Origin of the sequence: Streptomyces sp. NPDC015130 (assembly GCF_043080005.1) — a bacterium.
In the GTDB taxonomy this organism is placed as follows: Bacteria; Actinomycetota; Actinomycetes; order Streptomycetales; family Streptomycetaceae; genus Streptomyces.
Window position 1 is genome coordinate 654,844 of the sequence record NZ_JBIBVC010000002.1, and the last position, 17,349, is coordinate 672,192.

Below are 17,349 nucleotides of genomic sequence, written 5' to 3' on the forward strand. Positions count from 1 at the left end.
CGCCAGGTCAGGACGGCCGGTTCGGGTCGAAACCCGCACGGAGCCTCACGGAGTGGGGTCGAGTGCGTCGTACCGGCGGAAAGAGCGGCCGTAGAGGGCCAGGAGGCCGACGGCGAGGACGCAGGCGACGCCACCGCCCGTGATGGCGACGGCCGGGGACGTCAGGTCGGCGACGGAACCCGCGAGGAAGTCGCCGAGCCGGGGCCCGCCCGCGACGACCACGATGAAGACGCCCTGGAGCCGGCCGCGCATCTCGTCGGGTGCGGCGACCTGCATCATCGTGTTCCGGAAGATCATCGAGACGGTGTCGGAGTACCCGGCGAGCGCCAGCAGGAGCAGCCCGAGCCAGAGGTTCCGGGTCAGTCCGAAGACGGCGATGGCGGTGCCCCAGCAGGCGACGGCGACGAGGATCGCCTGTCCGTGGTGGCGGATCCGTCCCTGCCAGCCGGAGAGCACACCGCCGAGGAGCGCCCCGAACGCGGGCGCGGCGACGAGGAGTCCGGTGGTCTTCGCGTCCCCGCCGTACCAGAGGACCGCGACGGCCGGGAACAGGGCGCGGGGGTGGGCCAGGATCATCGCGCAGAAGTCGGAGAGGAACGTCATGCGCAGATTGGGGCGGGTGGCGAGGAAGCGCAGCCCGTCGAGGACCGAGGCCCGCTTGCTTCCCGTCCGGTCCGGGAGCATCGACGGCAGCCGCCACATCGCGTAGAGGCTCGCGGAGAAGGCGAGGGCGTCGACGAGGTACGCGGTCTGGTAGCCGGCCACACCGACGATGAGGCCGCCGAGGCTGGGGCCGACGAGCGTGCCGAAGGTCATCACCATCGAGTTGAGCGCGTTCGCGGCGCGCAGCTGCTCGGGCGGCAGGAGGCGGGGGATCATCGAGCTGCGGGCGGGCGCGTTGAGCGCGGCGCACACGGCCTGGAGGGCGACGATCCCGTAGAGGAACCAGACCTGGTGGAAGCCGGCGAAGGCGGCGCCCGCGAGGGCCACGGAGAGGACGGCGGAGCCGAGGGCGCTGGCGAGGCCGAGCTTGCGGCGGTCGACGGTGTCGGCGACGGCGCCGCCGTACAGCCCGAAGACGACGAGCGGGACGAGGGAGAACAGCCCGACGAGCCCGACGGAGAAGGGCGAGCGGGTGATGTCGTACACCTGGAGGGAGACGGCGAGGGCGGTCATGCCCTGGCCGACCCAGGAGACGGTGCTCCCGAACCAGAGGCGGCGGTAGTCGGCGGAGGTCCGCAGCGGGGTGAGGTCGGCGAAGATCCTGCGGCGGGACTGTTCCCGGGTTTCCTGCGTGGCGGTCACGCGATGTCGTACCGGAGCTCGGGGCGGGCCCAGTGGACCCGTCCGGCGGGCGGGAGGGTGCCGGTGCGGACGGCGCCGGTGCGCAGGTAGAAGTCCTCGGCGGGCGGATGCGCGACGACCCGCACGGCGGGCAGTCCGGCCTCCCTGGCCTGACCCGTCATGTGCTCCATGAGCAGCCGGCCGATGCCGAGGCCCTGGGCGGAGTCGGCGACGAAGGCGAGGTCGAGCTCGGCCTCGTCGACGAGGAGGGCGTAGAAGCCGAGCACCCGGTCGTCCCCGCCGACGGCGACGAAGACGCGGTGGTGCTCGATGTACGCCCCGCCGACCTGGTAGCCGTCGACCATGGCGGCGTAGTCGCCCCGGTAGGCGGCGGAGGTCCGGACGAGCCGGGTGAGCCGCTTGGAGTCGTCGGCGACGGCGCGCCGGATGGTGATGTCGGGCATGGAGCGAGTATAGGGACGTAAGCGGCAGTTACTCCTTACATTTTGATGAACGCGGTGGTGGGCCCGCTCTGGCCTCCGCCATGGGCCGCCTCGCGTACGGCGGTGTCGTGGGTGAGGGTCCCGCCGTGGGCGAAGGCCGTGGCGAAGGCCGCCTCGCCGAGGGCGGTGCGGGCCGCCGCCTCCGTACGGTCGACGTCGACGCGCTCCGCCGGGGGCAGCGGCGCGCCCGTCGAGGAGCGCAGCGCCGCCGCCGCGCCGAGCAGGAGCGCGGCCCCCCGGGCCCGGCCGGCCGGGGCGTGCGCGGAGGCCAGGCCCTCCAGGGCCAGCGCGACCGCCCTCGGGTCGCCCGAGGTCAGCGCGGTGCCGTACCCCTCCTCCTGAAGCTTCAGGGCCTGCGCCAGGTCGCCGCGCGCGAGCGCCGAGAAACCGAGCTCGGCCAGGATCAGGGCGTTGGCGGAGTCGAGGCCGACCGAGCGGTGCCAGTCGAGGACCTGCCGCATGTGGCGCTCGGCCTCCTCGTGGAGGCCCTCGCGGCGGGCGCCCAGGCCGAGCCCGAGGACGGCGTTGATCTCGCCCGCGCGGAACCCGACCTCGGCGGCCCGGTCCCGTGCGGCCTCGTGATAGCTCCGGCACTCGGCGAGATCGCCCCGGAGCAGGGCCGTACGCCCGAGCCCGGCGAGCAGGTCGGGCACCTCGGTCGTCAGGCCGAAGCTCTCGGCGACCTCCAGACCGGCCCTCTTGAGCCGGTCCGCGCGCTCGTACTCGCCGTGGATCTCGGCGGCGGTCGCGAGCGGGTACACGGTCCACAGCCGCGAGCACGCGTCGCCGAGCTCGACGAACAGCGCGTCCGCCCGAGCCGCGTCGGCCTCCGCACCCGCCACGTCGCCCCGGAGCAGGAGCTGCACGGACCGGTCCGCGAGCGCGGCCGCCTCACCCCAGCGATCGCCACGCTCCCGGAAGCCGTCGAGCGCACGACCGGTCAGCTCCCCGCCCTCGACCTGACTCCCGGTACCGCAGAGCGCATGCGCGAGAAACCAACGCGCCCAGGGCAGGCCGGCGGCGCCTTCGTAGGTACGGGTGGGGAGGGGGACGGATGCGGCCGCCGGGTCGGGCGTGGCGGCGGGGTCAGGCGTGGCGGCCGGGTCGGGCATGGCGGCCGGGTCGGCCAGGGCGGTCGGGACGGTTGGGGCGGTTGAGGCGGTTGGGGTGGTCGGAGCGGTTGAGGCGGTTGAGGCGTTCGGGGCGGTTGGGGCGGTTGGGGCTGTCGAGGCCGTCAGGCCGGACGAGGCCGTCAGGCCGGGCAGGCCGGACGAGGCGCCCGGGGCTGTCGAGGCCGTCAGGCCGGGCAGGCCGGACGAGGCGCCCGGGGCTGTCGAGGCCGTCGGGCCGGGCGCTTCGGTCGTTGCCGTGTCGTAGGCCGTCAGGGCGGCCTCGATCCGGTGGCGCCGGTCCGTCCCGTCGCCGCCCATGACGGCCAGCCCCGTGCGCCAGACGTCCACGCGGGCCCGCAGGGCGGCGAGGCCGGGCACGTCGGCGCAGCCGGGCGGGTGCGCGCGCAGCGCCGCGGTCGCGGAGCGGAGCGCCTCGCCGAGGCGCCCGCGCATGATCCAGTACCAGGCGAGCGCGTCGACGAGCCGGAGCGCGGCACCCTCGGTGCCGGTAGCGGTGAGCGCCCGGTCGAGGGCGGCCCGCAGGTTCGGGGTCTCGGCGTCGAGGTGGGCGAGGCGGCGGCGCTGGTCGGGCCCGCGCAGGGCGGTACCGGCCTCCTCGGCGACGCGGAGGTAGTACGTGAGGTGGCGTTCCCGTACGGCCTCGGTCTCGCCCTCGTCCCGCAGCCGTTCGAGGCAGTACGCGGCCACGGACTCCAGGAGCCGGTAGCGCGGCCCGTCAGGTCCGTCGACGGCCACGACGAGCGAGCGGTCCACGAGCCGCACCAGCAGCCCGAGGACGTCGGCGACGGCCACGTCGGTACGGGAGTCGGCGCCGGCGCCTCCCGCGGCCGGGCCGCCGGTCGTCGCACCCTCAGCCGTCGCACCCTCAGCCGTCGCATCCTCGGGTGTCGGACCGCCGCCCCCCGGACCACCGGACGCGCCGCCACCCGCCGCCGTACGCCCGACCGCCGGACCACCGGCAGCCCCGCGACCCTCCCCCGCGCAGACCCACTCCGCCGCCGCCAGGGTGCAGCCCTCCGCGTGGACGGCGAGGCGGCGCAGGACCGTTCGCTCCGGTGCGCTCAGCAGGTCCCAGCTCCAGTCGATGACCGCCCGGAGCGTCTGCTGCCGGGCGGGGGCGCCCCGCAGGCCCGCGTCGAGCAGCCGGAACCGGTCGTCGAGCCGTTCCAGGAGCCCGTGCACGCCGAGCGCCCGGACCCGGGTCGCGGCCAGTTCCAGGGCGAGCGGAATGCCGTCGAGGCGGCGGCAGATCCCCCGTACCGCCTCCTGGGCGGGCGCGTCGAGGACCAGGCCCGGCGCGGAGGCCGTCGCCCGGGCCGTGAACAGCGCGACCGCGCCGTCCGCGTCGAGCGGCTCCACCGCCCACAGGGTCTCGCCCGCGAGCGCCAGCGGCTCCTGGCTCGTCGTCAGGACGACGAGTCCGGGCGCGGCACGCAGCAGGAGTTCGGCGAGGGACGCGGCCTCGTCGACGACGTGCTCGCAGTTGTCCAGGACGAGCAGGGCGCGGCGCCCGCGCAGGACCTCGGCGAGCCGCTCGGCCGTGGTGGGCGGCCGCTCCCCGTCGGGCCGCAGCCCCCACACCCCGTCGTCGCGCAGTTCGAGCGCGGCGGCGACGACCTCGGCGAGCTGGCCGCCCGCACCGGCGAACTCGACGAGCCACGCACCGTCCGGGAACGCCTCCTCCGCCCGCCGCGCCGCCTCGACGGCCAGCCGGGTCTTGCCGACGCCGCCGGGCCCGGTCAGGGTGACGAGCCGCCGTTCGCGCAGCAGCCCGGTCACCTCCGTCACCGCCTCGTCGCGGCCGACGATCCCGCTGAGGGGTACGGGGAGGTTGCCCCGCACCGACGACCCACCGGGCGCCGAAGGCGCGGACAAAGACGCAGCGGACAAAGACGCAGGCGCGGACCCAGGCTCAGGCGCGGACCCAGGCTCAGGCGCGGCCACAGGCACCCGCCCCGCCGGCTGCGACAGTTCCGCGTCCTGCCGCAGCATCGCCGTGTGGAGCGCGGCCAGTTCGGGGCTCGGGTCGAGTCCCAGCTCGTCGGCGAGGAGGGCGCGCAGCTCCTCGTAGCCCGCGAGCGCCTCGCTCTGCCGGCCCGCACGGTAGAGCGCGCGCAGCTGGACGGCCCGCAGCCGTTCGCGCAGCGGGTGGCGGGCCACGAGCTCTGCCAACTCACCTGCCAGGAGGTCGTGTTCGCCGAGCAGCAGGCGTGTCTCGGCCAGCGTCTCGCGCACCGCGAGCCGCTCCTCCTCCAGCCGGTCGGCCGCCGCCCGCGCGAACGGCTCCGCCGCGAAGTCCGCGAACGCCGGCCCCCGCCACAGGCCGAGGGCCTCGCCGAGCAGCTCCGCCCGGGCGCGCGGCTCCGCCGTGTCCCGGGCGCGGGCGGTGAGTGCCGCGAACCGGTGGGCGTCCAGGGCTCCTTCGGGCACCGCGAGGAGGTAGCCGGGGGCCCGGGTGGCGACGAGCTCGCGCCCGCCGGGCTCGGCCTCGTCGAGGGCGCGGCGCAGTTGGGAGACCTTGGCCTGGAGGGCCCGCAGCGGGCTGCCGGGCGGTTCGTCGCCCCACAGGTCGTCGACGAGCCGGTACGCCGCGACCGGCCGGCCCGCGTCGACGAGCAGGGCCGCGAGCAGGGCCCGCACCTTGAGCTCCGGCACCCGGACCGGCCGCCCGCCCTCGGTCCGTACGGACGTCTCCCCCAGCACCGCGAATCGCATGCGGCCACCGTAACCCGGCCCCCGAACCGGGCCCGAACAGAGCCCTGACCAGGCCCGAACAGGATCCGAGCCGGACCCGAACAGCCCCCCGGCAGAGTCGTTCCCGTCAGCAGGAAACGACACGACGGACACCCACCCGAGGAGCCCACCATGAGCATCGACGCCCGCACCGGCACCGCCGCCCTCGCCGGCAAGACCGCCCTCGTCACCGGCGCGAGCCGGGGCATCGGCCGGGCGATCGCCCTCCGTCTCGCCGCCGACGGCGCCCGTGTCGCCGTCCACTACGCAAGCAACGAGACGGCGGCGAAGGAGACGGTCGCCGCGATCGAGGCGGCCGGCGGCAGCGCTTTCGCGATCCGCGCCGAACTGGGCGTCCCCGGCGACGCCGAGGCCCTCTGGAGCGCCTTCGACGCCGGGGCGGGCGAGGACGGCGGCCTCGACATCCTCGTCAACAACGCCGGGATCGCCGGCCCCGGCCTGATCCACGAGGTCGAGGAGGCCGACTACGACCGGGTCTTCGCGGTCAACGCCAAGGCGCCGTTCTTCATCGTCAAGCAGGGACTGGGCCGACTGCGCGACGGCGGCCGGATCGTCAACATCTCCTCCGGGGTCACCAAGGTCGCCTTCCCGGGCATGACCTCGTACGCCGCCTCCAAGGGCGCCGTCGAGGTGCTGACCCTGACCCTCGCCCAGACCCTCGGCTCGCGGGGCATCACGGTCAACGCCGTCTCCCCGGGCACGATCGAGACCGACATCCACCCGTGGATGGCCGACCCCGCGGCCAAGGCGCACGCCGCCGGCTTCTCCGTCTTCGACCGGGTGGGCCGGCCGGAGGACGTGGCCGACGTCGTCGGCTTCCTCGCCTCCGACGCCGCCCGCTGGGTGACGGGCCAGAACATCGACGCGAGCGGCGGCTCCGGCCTCGGCCTCTGAGCCGCCCCTCCCCTCCCACTCCTCCCCCCGAAGGACCCGCCGCCATGGCCCCGCACACCCTCCTCGTCCACGCCCACCCCCGCTCCGACTCGCTCACCGCCCAGGTCGCCGAGCTCGCCCACGCCCGCCTGAAGGACGAGGGAGGGACCGTCGACGTGCTGGACCTGTACGCCGAGGGCTTCGACCCCGTCCTGCGGCCGGCCGACGAACCGGACTGGGAGGACCGGGAGAGGAGGTACTCCCCCGAGGTCCACGCGCACATGGACCGCATCCTGGCCGCCGACGACATCGTGGTCGTCTTCCCCGTGTGGTGGATGGCGCCGCCCGCCGTCCTCAAGGGCTGGATCGACCGGGTGTGGAACTACGGCTTCGCCTACGGGCGCAGCAAGCCCCGTCTGGCCTCCAAGCGGATGCTGTGGCTGGCCCTCATGGGCCAGTCCGCCCGGGAGATCGAGGACCTGGGCCTGTCCGCCGTCGTGGACACCCAACTGCGCGTCGGGGTCTCGGAGTACTGCGGGATCGAGGACGTGTCCGTGCGGATCGTGTACGGCACCGAGCTCTCGGGGGTCCCGAAGGACCGGCGCCCGGAGCGCGTCCGGGCCCTGCTGGCCGAGGCGGACGCGGCACTGGAAGGAGTTCTCCCGCGATGACCACGACCCGTGACTCGTCCCCGTCCGAAGCGGACCGGGCCGTAACGCCCCCGTCCGAGGCGGACCGGGCCGCAGTGTCCCCGCCCCGGGCGGGGCCCGCGAAGGCCGGGGCCCGCCAGTGGCTCGGTCTCGCCGTCCTCCTGCTCCCCGTCACCCTGATGACGGCCGACCTCGGGGTGCTGTGGCTGGCCACCCCGTACCTGTCCGCGGATCTCCGCCCCAGCGGCGCCCAGTTGCTGTGGATCACCGACATCTACGGCTTCCTCACGGCGGCGACCCTCGTCATCATGGGCACGCTCGGGGACCGCCTCGGCCGGCGCAAGCTGCTGATGGCGGGCTCGGCGGGCTTCCTGCTCGCCTCGCTGCTCGCCGCGTACGCCCCGAACGCCGGGACGCTGATCGCGGCCCGTGCCCTCCTCGGGGTGGCCGGCGCGGCGGTCCTGCCGTCCACGCTCGCCCTGATCAGCCACATGTTCACGGACGCCCGGCAGCGGGCCACGGCCATCGCGATGTGGGTGACCGCCCTGTCGGTCGGCCTCGCGATCGGCCCGGTCGTCGGCGGGGTGCTGCTCGCGGCCTGGTGGTGGGGGTCGGTCTTCCTGATGGGCCTGCCGATCATGCTGATCGCGCTGGTCACAGCCCCGCTGCTGCTGCCCGAGTACCGCGATCCGAAGCCGGGCCGGCTCGACGCGGCGAGCGTGGTCCTCTTCCTGCTCGCGGTGCTGCCGCTGGTGTACGGCGTGAAGTCGCTGGCCGCGCACGGCCCGACGGCCGAGGCGGCGGCGGCCTTCGCCCTCGGCGGTGCCTTCACCGTGCTGTTCGTCCGCCGCCAGAACCGGCTCGCCACCCCGCTCCTGGACCTCCGGCTCTTCCGGAGCCGGGCCTTCACGGGAGCGCTGCTCGCCCTGCTCCTGGGGATGACCGCGCTGAACGGCGTCGAGTACCTGATCCCGCAGTACCTCCAGTCGGTCGCCGGGCTCTCCCCGCTCGACGCGGGACTGTGGCTGCTGCCGGGGGCGGCCGCCCTGATCGCCGGTTCGCAGCTGACGCCGTTCGTGGCCGCCCGCGTCCGTCCCGCGTACGTCCTGGCCGGCGGGCTCCTGGTCTCGCTCGTCGGGTACGCGGTGGTCGCCCTGGCCTCCGGGGTGACGGCGGCGGCCCTGGGCCTCGCCGTGATCATGTTCGGCGCGGCGCCGATCAGCGTCCTCGGCACGGCGCTCGCGGTCGGCGCGGGCCCGCCGGAGAAGGCGGGCGCGGCGGCGGCCACCGGGCAGACGGCCTACGACCTGGGCCTGGCCCTGGGGATCGCGGTGACCGGCAGCGTGGCCGTGGCCGTCTACCGTACGGGCATCCCGGCGGACGCCCCGGCGGCGGCCCACGAGAGCCTGGGCGCGGCGCTCTCGCTGACCGACGAGGGTCTGATCGCCCAGGCCCGGGAGGCGTTCACCACGGCCCTGCACACGGCCTCGGGCCTGAGCGCGGCCTTCGCCCTGGTGACGGCGGTCGTGGTCCTCGCCCTCCTGCGGGGCGTCCCCCGCGCGTGAGTCACCGCACCGCCTCCACCACCCGCTCCCCGAAGGGCCGTGCGCCCTTCGGGGAGCCGGCGTGCTCCCCGGGGCTCAGGTGCAGGAGCCGAGGGCGTCCGGGTCGACGGCGTCGAGCCGGGTGGCGAGGGCGTCGAGCCGTTCCCGCAGGTCGCGGATGTCCTCCAGCGGGAGGCCGGTCGCGGCGGCGATCCGGCGCGGGACGCCGAGCGCCTTCGCCTTGAGCGCGGTGCCCTCGCCGGTCGGCCGCACGGTGACGGACCGCTCGTCCTCGGGACTGCGGCGCCGCTCGACGTATCCGGCGGCCTCAAGCCGCTTGAGCAGCGGGGACAGGGTCCCCGAGTCGAGCCGCAGCCGCTCGCCGATCCCCTTCACGGGCAGCTCGCCGTGCTCCCAGAGGACGAGCATGACGAGGTACTGGGGATAGGTGAGCCCGAGCTCCTTGAGCGCCTCGCGGTAGACGCCGTTGAAGGCGCGGGTCGCCGCGTGCAGCGAGAAGCAGATCTGGTGGTCGAGCCGGAGGAAGTCCTCGTCCGGGACCGTGTCGAGCGTCTCCATGGCTCCCAGGATACGCGAGGACACTTCACACGCGATTCAGTTGTGCACAACTGAATAGTGCGCTATCAATAGTGGGGACACCGCAGAGGGCACACCACCCCCGAGGACAGGAACGGAAGAACCATGGACGCGATCTACACCGCAGTCGCCACCGCCAACGGCCGCGAGGGCCGCGCCGTCAGCTCCGACGGCCACATCGACCTCCCGCTCGCCCACCCCCAGGCCCTCGGCGGCAACGGCCTCGGCACCAACCCCGAGCAGCTCTTCGCCGCCGGGTACGCGGCCTGCTTCGCCAGCGCCATGGGCGTGGTCGCCCGCCAGGAGAAGATCGACGTCTCCGAGGCCTCGGTCACCGCCGAGGTCTCCATCGGCAAGGACCCGGCGGACGGCGGCTTCGGGCTCTCGGTCGTCATGCGCGCCGAGTTCCCGGACCACCTCCAGGGCGAGGCCGGCGTCGCCCTCCTGGAGAAGACCCACGCCTTCTGCCCGTACTCGAAGGCCACCCGCGGCAACATCGCGGTCGAGCTGGTCGTCGAGTAGTCCGGACGGTTCCGGAGGAGGGGATCCGGGGGAGGGAACCGGAGGGAACCCGCGTACGGGGTGGCGACGCCTCAGGCCCGAGCCATACCCTGAGCGGGGGACCACGGCGCCCGAACCGCCCATGTCCGATGGGGAGTCGGGAACTTCGGATCCGTGACGGGGGGGCCATTGTTCAGCGAGAGCCATGTCGCTCATCCACCGGCGCTCGAACACGCGCTGGTGGACCAGTTGTGCGCGGTGACGGGTCTCGACACCCCGGACGGACGCGACCTCCTGATCAGCATGCTGGCCGGCCCGTTACCCGAGCTGGGGAACGTGCGCCGGCACGGCCGCACACGGCTGGACACCCTGGAGATCGTCCGGGCCTGTCTGCGGGAGCCGCGCGGACTGCCCGAGCTGCTCGCGACCCTGGACGTGTACGCCCCCGGCTCCGCCCCCGTCCTGCGGATCAAGGAGATCGTCGCCGCCCCCTCGGTCCTGGCGGCCCTGCCCGAGGCGGAGTTACGGGACGTCCGCGGGCTGCTGGCCCGCGTCGACCACCTCGACGCGCACGGCGAGCTGTACGCGGCGGCCGGCGACCTCCCCCTCCCCCACCGTCCCGTCGCCTCCCTCGGGGAGGCCTTCGACTTCCTCAGCAGGGCCAACGCCCGCCCCGACGGACTGCTCCCCACCATGGTGCTGGTCGAGCAGGTGGCCACCAGGCTCGACCGGTCGCCCGCCCACCGGCCCACCGCCGTCGGTCTGCGCGAATGGAACGACGCCCAGGCCGCCAAACTGGGCCTCACGGCACCGCTGGCCGCGGTCCGCACGGAGAGCGACCGGGGCCCGGCCGCACAACCAGCACCCGCCTGCCTCGTTGTGCAGTTGTGCAAACACGGAATGAGCCCGGACCGGTATCTGCTGTCCCACTGGCGCCAGATCCGTCCGGGGCCGTGGCACCCCGAGCGCGGCGAGGACCGGCTCGTGACGCTCGCCGAGGTCGGGCCCGCCGTGGAGCAGCTCGTCTACCGGGCGGAGAGCGACTGGGCCGGGCGCCCCGGCAGTCCGGTACTGGAGTTCGTCCTCCCCTTCCACCTCCTCAACGAAGCGGTGGAATGGCTGCCGCTCGGCTCCCGGTCCTCCTTCGCGAGCGCCCTGTGCCTGAGCTACCCGGTCGTGCTGCGCAGCCTGGAACGCATGCGGGCACCGCAGTTCCACCGGCGCTGGCACAACCGCTGGCAGCGGCTGCAGGACAGCCACGACACCGTGTGCCACTGGGACACGGCGGGGAAGCGCGGCCACGACCCCGTCCAGTGGAACAGCAGGCTCACCGCCGACGAGCGGCTCGTCGCCGTCGCCCTGAACGACCCCCCGCTCCCCGGCCCCGGCGGCAGCCGGGACTCGCTGGAGACCGCCCTGCGCTCCGGCGTGCCGATGGCCGTCTGGGACCGCCGCCCGGGAGCACCCTCCGACTTCCGCAAGCGGGCGGCCAAGAAGCTCATGAAAGGCAGACCGGCCGAGTTGCCGCAGCGCGTCCAGCAGCTGCGGAACGAGGCCGCCACCGCCGCCGCGGCGCAACGGGACGACCACGTGGGACGGCATGTCGCCGTGCTCTTCGACGACCCGAACCGCATCGTCGACTGGTCCGGGTCGGCGGGTACCGGCACCGGAAGCGCGCGGGGCGGACACGACGATGAGGGGGAAATATGAGCGGCGTCCAACATCCGGTCGAGAGCGGCCGGAACGGCGGGCAGGTCAGCGGCCGCAGCTGGTGGATCTACCGGGGGACCGGCCGGCCGCTGACCGACATCCGCCTCGGTGACATCCTGCCCGCGCCACCCGGCTGGCGGGACTTCGACGGCGGCCCGGTGCTGCCCCCCGTACCGGCCGAGAACGCCGAGAGCGACCGGCGCCTCGGCGTCGTGGGCCGCGCCACGCCCCGGCAGGACGCGCACGACATCGACATGATCAACACCGCGCTGCTGCTCCGCAGGCCGCTGCTCGTCACCGGGCGGCCCGGGATCGGCAAGTCCACCCTGGCCTATCTCGTCGCCCGCGAGCTGGGCCTCGGCCGTGTCCTGCACTGGGGCATCACCTCCCGCAGCACCCTGCGCTCCGGGCTGTACGAGTACGACGCCATCGGGCGCGCCCAGGCCTCCCTCGGGCGCGGCAGGGCCGGCCTCCCGGTGCCGTCCCAGGCGACCGGGAGCGGAGCGGAGGACGGCTCGGGCGGGGCGCGGATCGGGGACTTCGTCCGGCTGGGCCCGCTGGGCACCGCCCTGCTGCCGTACGAACTCCCCCGGGTCCTGCTGATCGACGAGCTCGACAAGAGCGACATCGACCTGCCGAGCGACCTCCTGCACGTCCTGGAGAACGGCTCGTACGACATCCCCGAGCTGGTCCGCGCCCGCCATCAGGAGGGCGAGGCGCGGGTGTTCACCGACGACCCGGACCAGACGGTCACGGTGACCGACGGGCGGGTGAAGTGCCGGGCCTTCCCGTTCATCGTGATCACCAGCAACGGCGAGCGCCAGTTCCCGCCGGCCTTCCTCCGCCGCTGCGTGAGGCTCGACGTCTCCCCGCCGCGCGAGGACCAGCTCGCCGCCATGATCGCCGCCCACTTCCGCGACCAGGGCGGGCGGCCCGACGCCATGATCCGGGCCTTCATGGAGCGCAGCCGCGAGAACGGCGGACTGGCCACGGACCAACTCCTCAACGCGGTCTTCCTGCGGACGGCGGGCGTCCGGGAGGACGACGAGGCCTGGGGCGAGCTGCTGGACGCGCTCTGGCGCGAACTCTCGGGAGCACCCTGATGGACGACGACGCCCGGCCGGAACCCGAGGCCTTCGAGGTGGCGGAGGCGCTGTGGCTGCACGCGTACCAGACGCTCGCGGCCCGGCTGCCCCCGTCCACCGACCCGCCGCGCCCCCGGCCGGCGGTGCCGCCCGCCCTCTCCGGGACCTTCGACGCCCCCGGGACGCCCGGGGGCCACGAACCGACACCGGACGGCGGAGCACCCGACGGGCCACCGGGCGGGCCGGCCGGGGGGAGACCCGCCGGGACACCCGTCGGGGCTCCCGCCGGCGGTCCCGTCGGCGCGCCCGGGCCGGCGGCGAACGGCGACGGCCCGGACCCCGTGTCCCGGCTGCCCGGTGTCCCCTGGCCCGCGACGGCCGCCGGCGGGCCCGACGGCCCGGGTGGCTCCGACGGCCCCGGTGTCTCCGACGGCCCCGGTGGCCCCGGCCGGCTCCCGCCCGAGGGCGAGGCGGTCTCCGCGTACCCCTTCACGGGCGGCTTCCAGGACGTGTACGTCCGCGCCGGCCCCGCGCCGGACCTGCGGGACGCGGCCGGGATCGGGCGGTGGCTGAGGCCGCTGAGGCAGACGGTGCCCTCGGCGTACGGGATCGAGCTGGACGAGGAGGTCACCGCCGAGCGCGCCGCCGAGGACGGCCTGTGGCTGCCCTACGTCCGGTCGGCGGACGAGCGGCGCTTCGACCTGGTCCTGGTGGTCGACGACCACGTGACGATGACGATCTGGGAGCAGACGGTCGCCGAGTTCACCGCCGTCGCGGAGCAGTCGGGCGCCTTCCGGGACGTCCGGGTCCGCAGGCTCGGCGTGCGCGAGAGCGCGGCGGGCGAGGAGGTCGTGCTGCGCGGCCCGTACGGGGAGCGCGGCCCGGCCGGCGACCCCGCCGAGCTGATCGACAGGACCGGCCGCCGGATCGTCCTCGTCCTGACCGACGCCCTGGCACCGCTGTGGCGGGGCCAGGCGGGCACGCGGGCCCTGGAGCTGTGGGCGACGGCGGGCCCGACGGCGGTCGTGCACCTGCTGTCCGCACGGGACTGGCACCGCACCGCCCTGACGCCCCGGCGGGTGCGGCTCCGCAGCCCGCGCGCGGGCGCCCGCAACACCGAACTGTCCGTGCACTTCCCGGAGGCGGAGCGCGATCCCTTCGACCCGCCGCCCGGGACCTGGCGGGTACCCGTACCGGTGCTGGAGCTGGACGCCGGCTGGCTGGGCCGCTGGGCCTCGCTGGTGGCCGGTACGGAGCCGGGGTGGACCGACGCGTCCGTCCTGCTCCTCGGCGCACCCGCACCGGTCCCGTGGGAGGACGAGGACGACGAGCCCTGCGCGCCGTCGGTGCAGGAGCGCGTCCGCCGCTTCCGCAGCCACGCCACGCCCACCGCTTTCCGGCTGGCCACCCATCTGGCCGCCACCGTCCTCGAACCCCGCCTGGTGCGGGACGTCCGGCTCGCGCTGGTGCCGGAGGCCCAACCGGCGCACGTGGCCGAGCTGTTCCTCAGCGGGCTGGTCGAGGAGCTGCCGTCCGAGGAGCCGCTCGGAGCCGCGTTCCCCACCCCGCTGGACTTCGTCGACGGGGCGCGCGAGGCCCTGCTGGCCAGTGCGATGCGGGGAGACACCGCGCGGGTCGCGCGCTCGATGTCCGACTTCTACGGCGACCGGTTCGAGGCGGCCCGGGGGCTGCGCGGCGCCCTGCTCGCCCCGGAGGACGTACCCGACCCACCACTTACGGAGGAAAGCCTTCCGTTCGTGCGGGTCGAGCTCGCCGTGCTCCGTGCCCTCTCCGGGCCGTACCTGGACCGGGCTCAGAGGATCAGCGCGGCCCTGGAGCGCGATCCGACGGGAGCGTCGCTCGTACCGAACTCCCTGCCATTGGTCCACGATATCCGTCATACCCCTGAAAATTCCGACACGGGCGGCCTTGCCATGACCGACACCACTGCCAGTCAGCACCAGCGCGAAGACGGGCGGGCCCTCAACGGGACCCCGGCCCAGTCGATTCCCGGCCCGAGTCCCGACGGGCAGTCGGACACCGGGACGCCCCCTGCCCACGGCCCGACGACTCCCGCCCACGGAACGCCGATTCCCGGCCCGGCCGCCCCGCAGCCGCAGACCCACCCCCGTCTCTCCGTACCGGCCGTCTGGGGCAACGTCCCGCCGAACAACCCCAACTTCGTCGGCCGCGAGGACCTCCTCGCCCAGGTCCGCCAGCAGTTGCTGACCGGAGACACCTCGGCGGTGCTGCCCCACACGCTCCACGGCATGGGCGGTGTCGGAAAATCCCAAATCGCCATCGAATACGTGTACAGGTACGCGTCCGACTACGACATCGTGTGGTGGATCCCCTCGGAACAGCCCACGATGATCCTGACCGCGCTCACCGAACTCGCCCAGCGGATGGGGCTGAACGCGGGCAGCGAGGCCAACCGGGCCGTCCCCGCCGTCCGCGAGGCGCTGCGCCGCGGCGACCCGTACAGCAGGTGGCTGCTCGTCTTCGACAACGCCGAGAACGTGGAGGCCGTCCGCCCCTACTTCCCGACCGGCGGCACGGGCAAGATCCTCATCACCTCCCGGAACCAGGAGTGGGACCGGGTGGCCCGGACGCTCTCCGTCGACGTCTTCTCCCGCGAGGAGAGCAAGTCGCTGCTCCGCCGGCGGGCCCGCGACCTGACCGACGAGGACGCCGACAAGCTCGCCGAGGCCCTGGGCGACCTGCCGCTCGCCATCGAGCAGGCGGCGGCCTGGCAGGCCGTGACCGGCATGGCGGTGCCCGAGTACCTGCGGCTGATCAACGAGAAGATCGCCGAGCTGATGCTCGAACTCGTCCCCTCGCCGGACTACCCCATGTCGGTGGCCGCGGCCTGGGACGTCTCGCTGCGCCAGCTCGAACAGCGCAACCCCGCCGCGCTCCAACTCCTCCAGGTCTGCTCCTTCTTCGCCCCCGAGCCGATCTCCCGCTCCCTGTTCAACAACTCGCGGAGCACCACGATCGCCCCCGAGCTGGACGACGCCCTGCGGCATCCGATCAAACTCGGCCGGGCCATCCGGGAGATCAACGTCTACGCCCTGGCCCGCATCGAGCACCGGCACGACACCATCCAGCTGCACCGACTGGTCCAGGCCGTGCTGGTCAACCGCATGTCCCCGCAGCAGCAGGCGGACATGCGCCACGGCGCCCATCTGCTCCTCGCGGACGCCAACCCCAACAGCCCCGCCTCGCGCGAACTGTGGCCCCGCTACCAGGCGCTGCTCCCGCATGTGGTGGTGTCCCGGGCCGTGGAGTGCGAGTCGCCGTGGGTACGCGGTCTCATCCGCGGCATGGTGGAGTTCCTCTACGTCTGGGGCGAGCACAAGGGCTCGGCGTCGATGGCCCGCGAGGCGCTGGAGATCTGGACCGAGAAGTTCGGCGCCGAGGACCAGCAGACGCTGGAGATGGCCAAGTGGCTGGCCTTCATGCTGCGCATGCTCGGTGAGTACCAGGAGGCCGCCGCGATGATGCAGCGCACGGCGGACACGTACGTCCGGACCGCGGGCGAGGATGACGAGGGCACCCTCGACGCCCTGATCCAGCTGTGCACCGGCCTGCGCCTGCGGGCCGAGATGGCGCGGGGACTGGAGATCAACCGGTCGGTGTACGAGCGCTCCCTGCGGGCGTTCGGCGAGGACGACCCGGCGACCCTCCGCGCGGCCCACAGCCTGGGCGTGGGCCTGCGGCTGATGGGGCTGTACCGGGAGGCGCGTGTGTACGACACGGAGACGGTCCGGCTGCGCGCCCTCAACCTGGGCGAGAACCACTTCGACACCTTGAACACGCTGAGCGGCCTGTCGATCGACATCCGTGAGACCGGCGACTACATGGAGGCCGCGGCCCACCAGGAGGACGTCTACGCCCGCTACATCGCGGCGTTCGGCGAGGACAACCCCACCACCCTCAGCTGCGGTCGTGTCCTCTCGGTGTGCCGCCGCCGCGCGGGGGACCACGAGGGGGCGCTGGAGCTCTCGGAGACGGTGTGGACGAAGTTCGTGAACCGCTTCGGACCCGACCACCCGGACGCCGTCGCCTGCGGGGCCAATCTCGTCGTCGACCTGCGGCAGGACGGACAGTTGAGGCGCTCGCGGGAGCTCGGAGAGGCGACCGTCGACCGCTACGCGGCGAAGCTCGGGCCCGACCACCCCTACACGTTGTCGGCCCGCACGAACCTGGCCATCACCCTGCGGCAGCTCGGGGACCTCGACGCCGCCGGGGAGCACCTCGCGGCGGCCCTGCCCGGGATGCGCGACTCGCTGGGCGACGCGCACGTCCTCACACTGACCACGGCCATCGGCGCGGCCAGCCAGTACGCCGCCGAGGGGCGTCACGCGGAGGCCCTGGAGCTGGACGAGCAGACCCTGGAGGTCCTGACCCGGGACCACGGAGAGGACCACCCGACCACGCTGGCCTGCGCCAACAACGTGGTCCTGGACCTGCGTGCGCTGCACCGCGACGCCGAGGCCACGGTCCTGCACACCGAGACCCTGACCCGCTTCCGCCGTCGGCTCGGCGAGGACCACCCGGCGATCGCCGCCTCGGCGGCCGGCCGCCGGGCGGACGTCGACATCGCGCCGGTGCCCTTCTAGGGCGTGTTGCGAAAGTAGCGCCGGCCGCCCGAAGGGCGGGCCCGACGGGGTCTGGTGCGTGCGATCGCAAGGCGGAGGGTCGCCCCGATA

Annotated in this window: 11 protein-coding genes; 7 read left to right on the forward strand and 4 right to left on the reverse strand. The window is 74.4% G+C overall.

The window, feature by feature from the left end; translation table 11 throughout:
• Window positions 1-45: 45 nt before the first annotated feature.
• Genes ACF08F_RS06265 through ACF08F_RS06275 form a run of 3 tightly spaced genes read right to left on the reverse strand, consistent with a single transcriptional unit; the run spans window position 46 to window position 5,635 of the window.
• Complete coding sequence (locus tag ACF08F_RS06265; protein WP_392297300.1) at window positions 46-1,305, reverse strand: MFS transporter; 1,260 nt, start codon at window positions 1,303-1,305, stop codon at window positions 46-48.
• Window positions 1,302-1,748, reverse strand: coding sequence for a GNAT family N-acetyltransferase (locus ACF08F_RS06270; RefSeq protein ID WP_392297301.1), 447 nt, complete (start codon window positions 1,746-1,748; stop codon window positions 1,302-1,304). Before ACF08F_RS06270 ends, ACF08F_RS06265 begins: the two co-directional genes overlap by 4 nt.
• A 35-nt stretch (window positions 1,749-1,783) precedes the next feature.
• A complete protein-coding gene (locus ACF08F_RS06275; RefSeq protein ID WP_392297302.1) occupies window positions 1,784-5,635 on the reverse strand; it encodes a BTAD domain-containing putative transcriptional regulator in 3,852 nt (1,283 codons plus the stop codon).
• Between the two features lie 150 nt (window positions 5,636-5,785).
• Between ACF08F_RS06275 and ACF08F_RS06280 the strand changes: the two genes are divergently transcribed.
• The 3 genes from ACF08F_RS06280 to ACF08F_RS06290 are packed head-to-tail and all read left to right on the forward strand — an operon-like array spanning window position 5,786 to window position 8,762.
• A complete protein-coding gene (locus ACF08F_RS06280; RefSeq protein ID WP_392297303.1) occupies window positions 5,786-6,568 on the forward strand; it encodes an SDR family oxidoreductase in 783 nt (260 codons plus the stop codon).
• Window positions 6,569-6,612: 44 nt separating this feature from the next.
• On the forward strand, window positions 6,613-7,218 hold the full coding sequence (locus ACF08F_RS06285) for an NAD(P)H oxidoreductase (RefSeq protein ID WP_392297304.1): 606 nt from the start codon (window positions 6,613-6,615) through the stop codon (window positions 7,216-7,218).
• Window positions 7,215-8,762: an MFS transporter gene (locus tag ACF08F_RS06290; protein WP_392297305.1), complete on the forward strand. Its 1,548-nt coding sequence runs from the start codon at window positions 7,215-7,217 to the stop codon at window positions 8,760-8,762. The genes ACF08F_RS06285 and ACF08F_RS06290 overlap by 4 nt, the downstream gene beginning before the upstream one ends.
• A 75-nt stretch (window positions 8,763-8,837) precedes the next feature.
• Here ACF08F_RS06290 and ACF08F_RS06295 read toward each other — a convergent pair whose 3' ends face one another.
• Entirely contained in the window at window positions 8,838-9,320 is a 483-nt protein-coding gene (locus ACF08F_RS06295; protein ID WP_392297306.1) for a MarR family winged helix-turn-helix transcriptional regulator, read from the reverse strand.
• 123 nt (window positions 9,321-9,443) lie between these two features.
• Between ACF08F_RS06295 and ACF08F_RS06300 the strand changes: the two genes are divergently transcribed.
• The 4 genes from ACF08F_RS06300 (at window position 9,444) to fxsT (ending at window position 17,259) form a co-directional block, all read left to right on the forward strand.
• Window positions 9,444-9,860, forward strand: a complete 417-nt coding sequence (locus ACF08F_RS06300) for an organic hydroperoxide resistance protein (protein WP_392297307.1) — start codon at window positions 9,444-9,446, stop codon at window positions 9,858-9,860.
• Window positions 9,861-10,028: 168 nt separating this feature from the next.
• Window positions 10,029-11,549, forward strand: coding sequence for a hypothetical protein (locus tag ACF08F_RS06305; RefSeq protein ID WP_392297308.1), 1,521 nt, complete (start codon window positions 10,029-10,031; stop codon window positions 11,547-11,549).
• A complete protein-coding gene (locus tag ACF08F_RS06310) occupies window positions 11,546-12,652 on the forward strand; it encodes an AAA family ATPase (protein ID WP_392297309.1) in 1,107 nt (368 codons plus the stop codon). Before ACF08F_RS06305 ends, ACF08F_RS06310 begins: the two co-directional genes overlap by 4 nt.
• Entirely contained in the window at window positions 12,652-17,259 is a 4,608-nt protein-coding gene (gene fxsT, locus ACF08F_RS06315) for an FxSxx-COOH system tetratricopeptide repeat protein (RefSeq protein ID WP_392297310.1), read from the forward strand. The genes ACF08F_RS06310 and fxsT overlap by 1 nt, the downstream gene beginning before the upstream one ends.
• The last annotated feature ends 90 nt before the right edge of the window (window positions 17,260-17,349 follow it).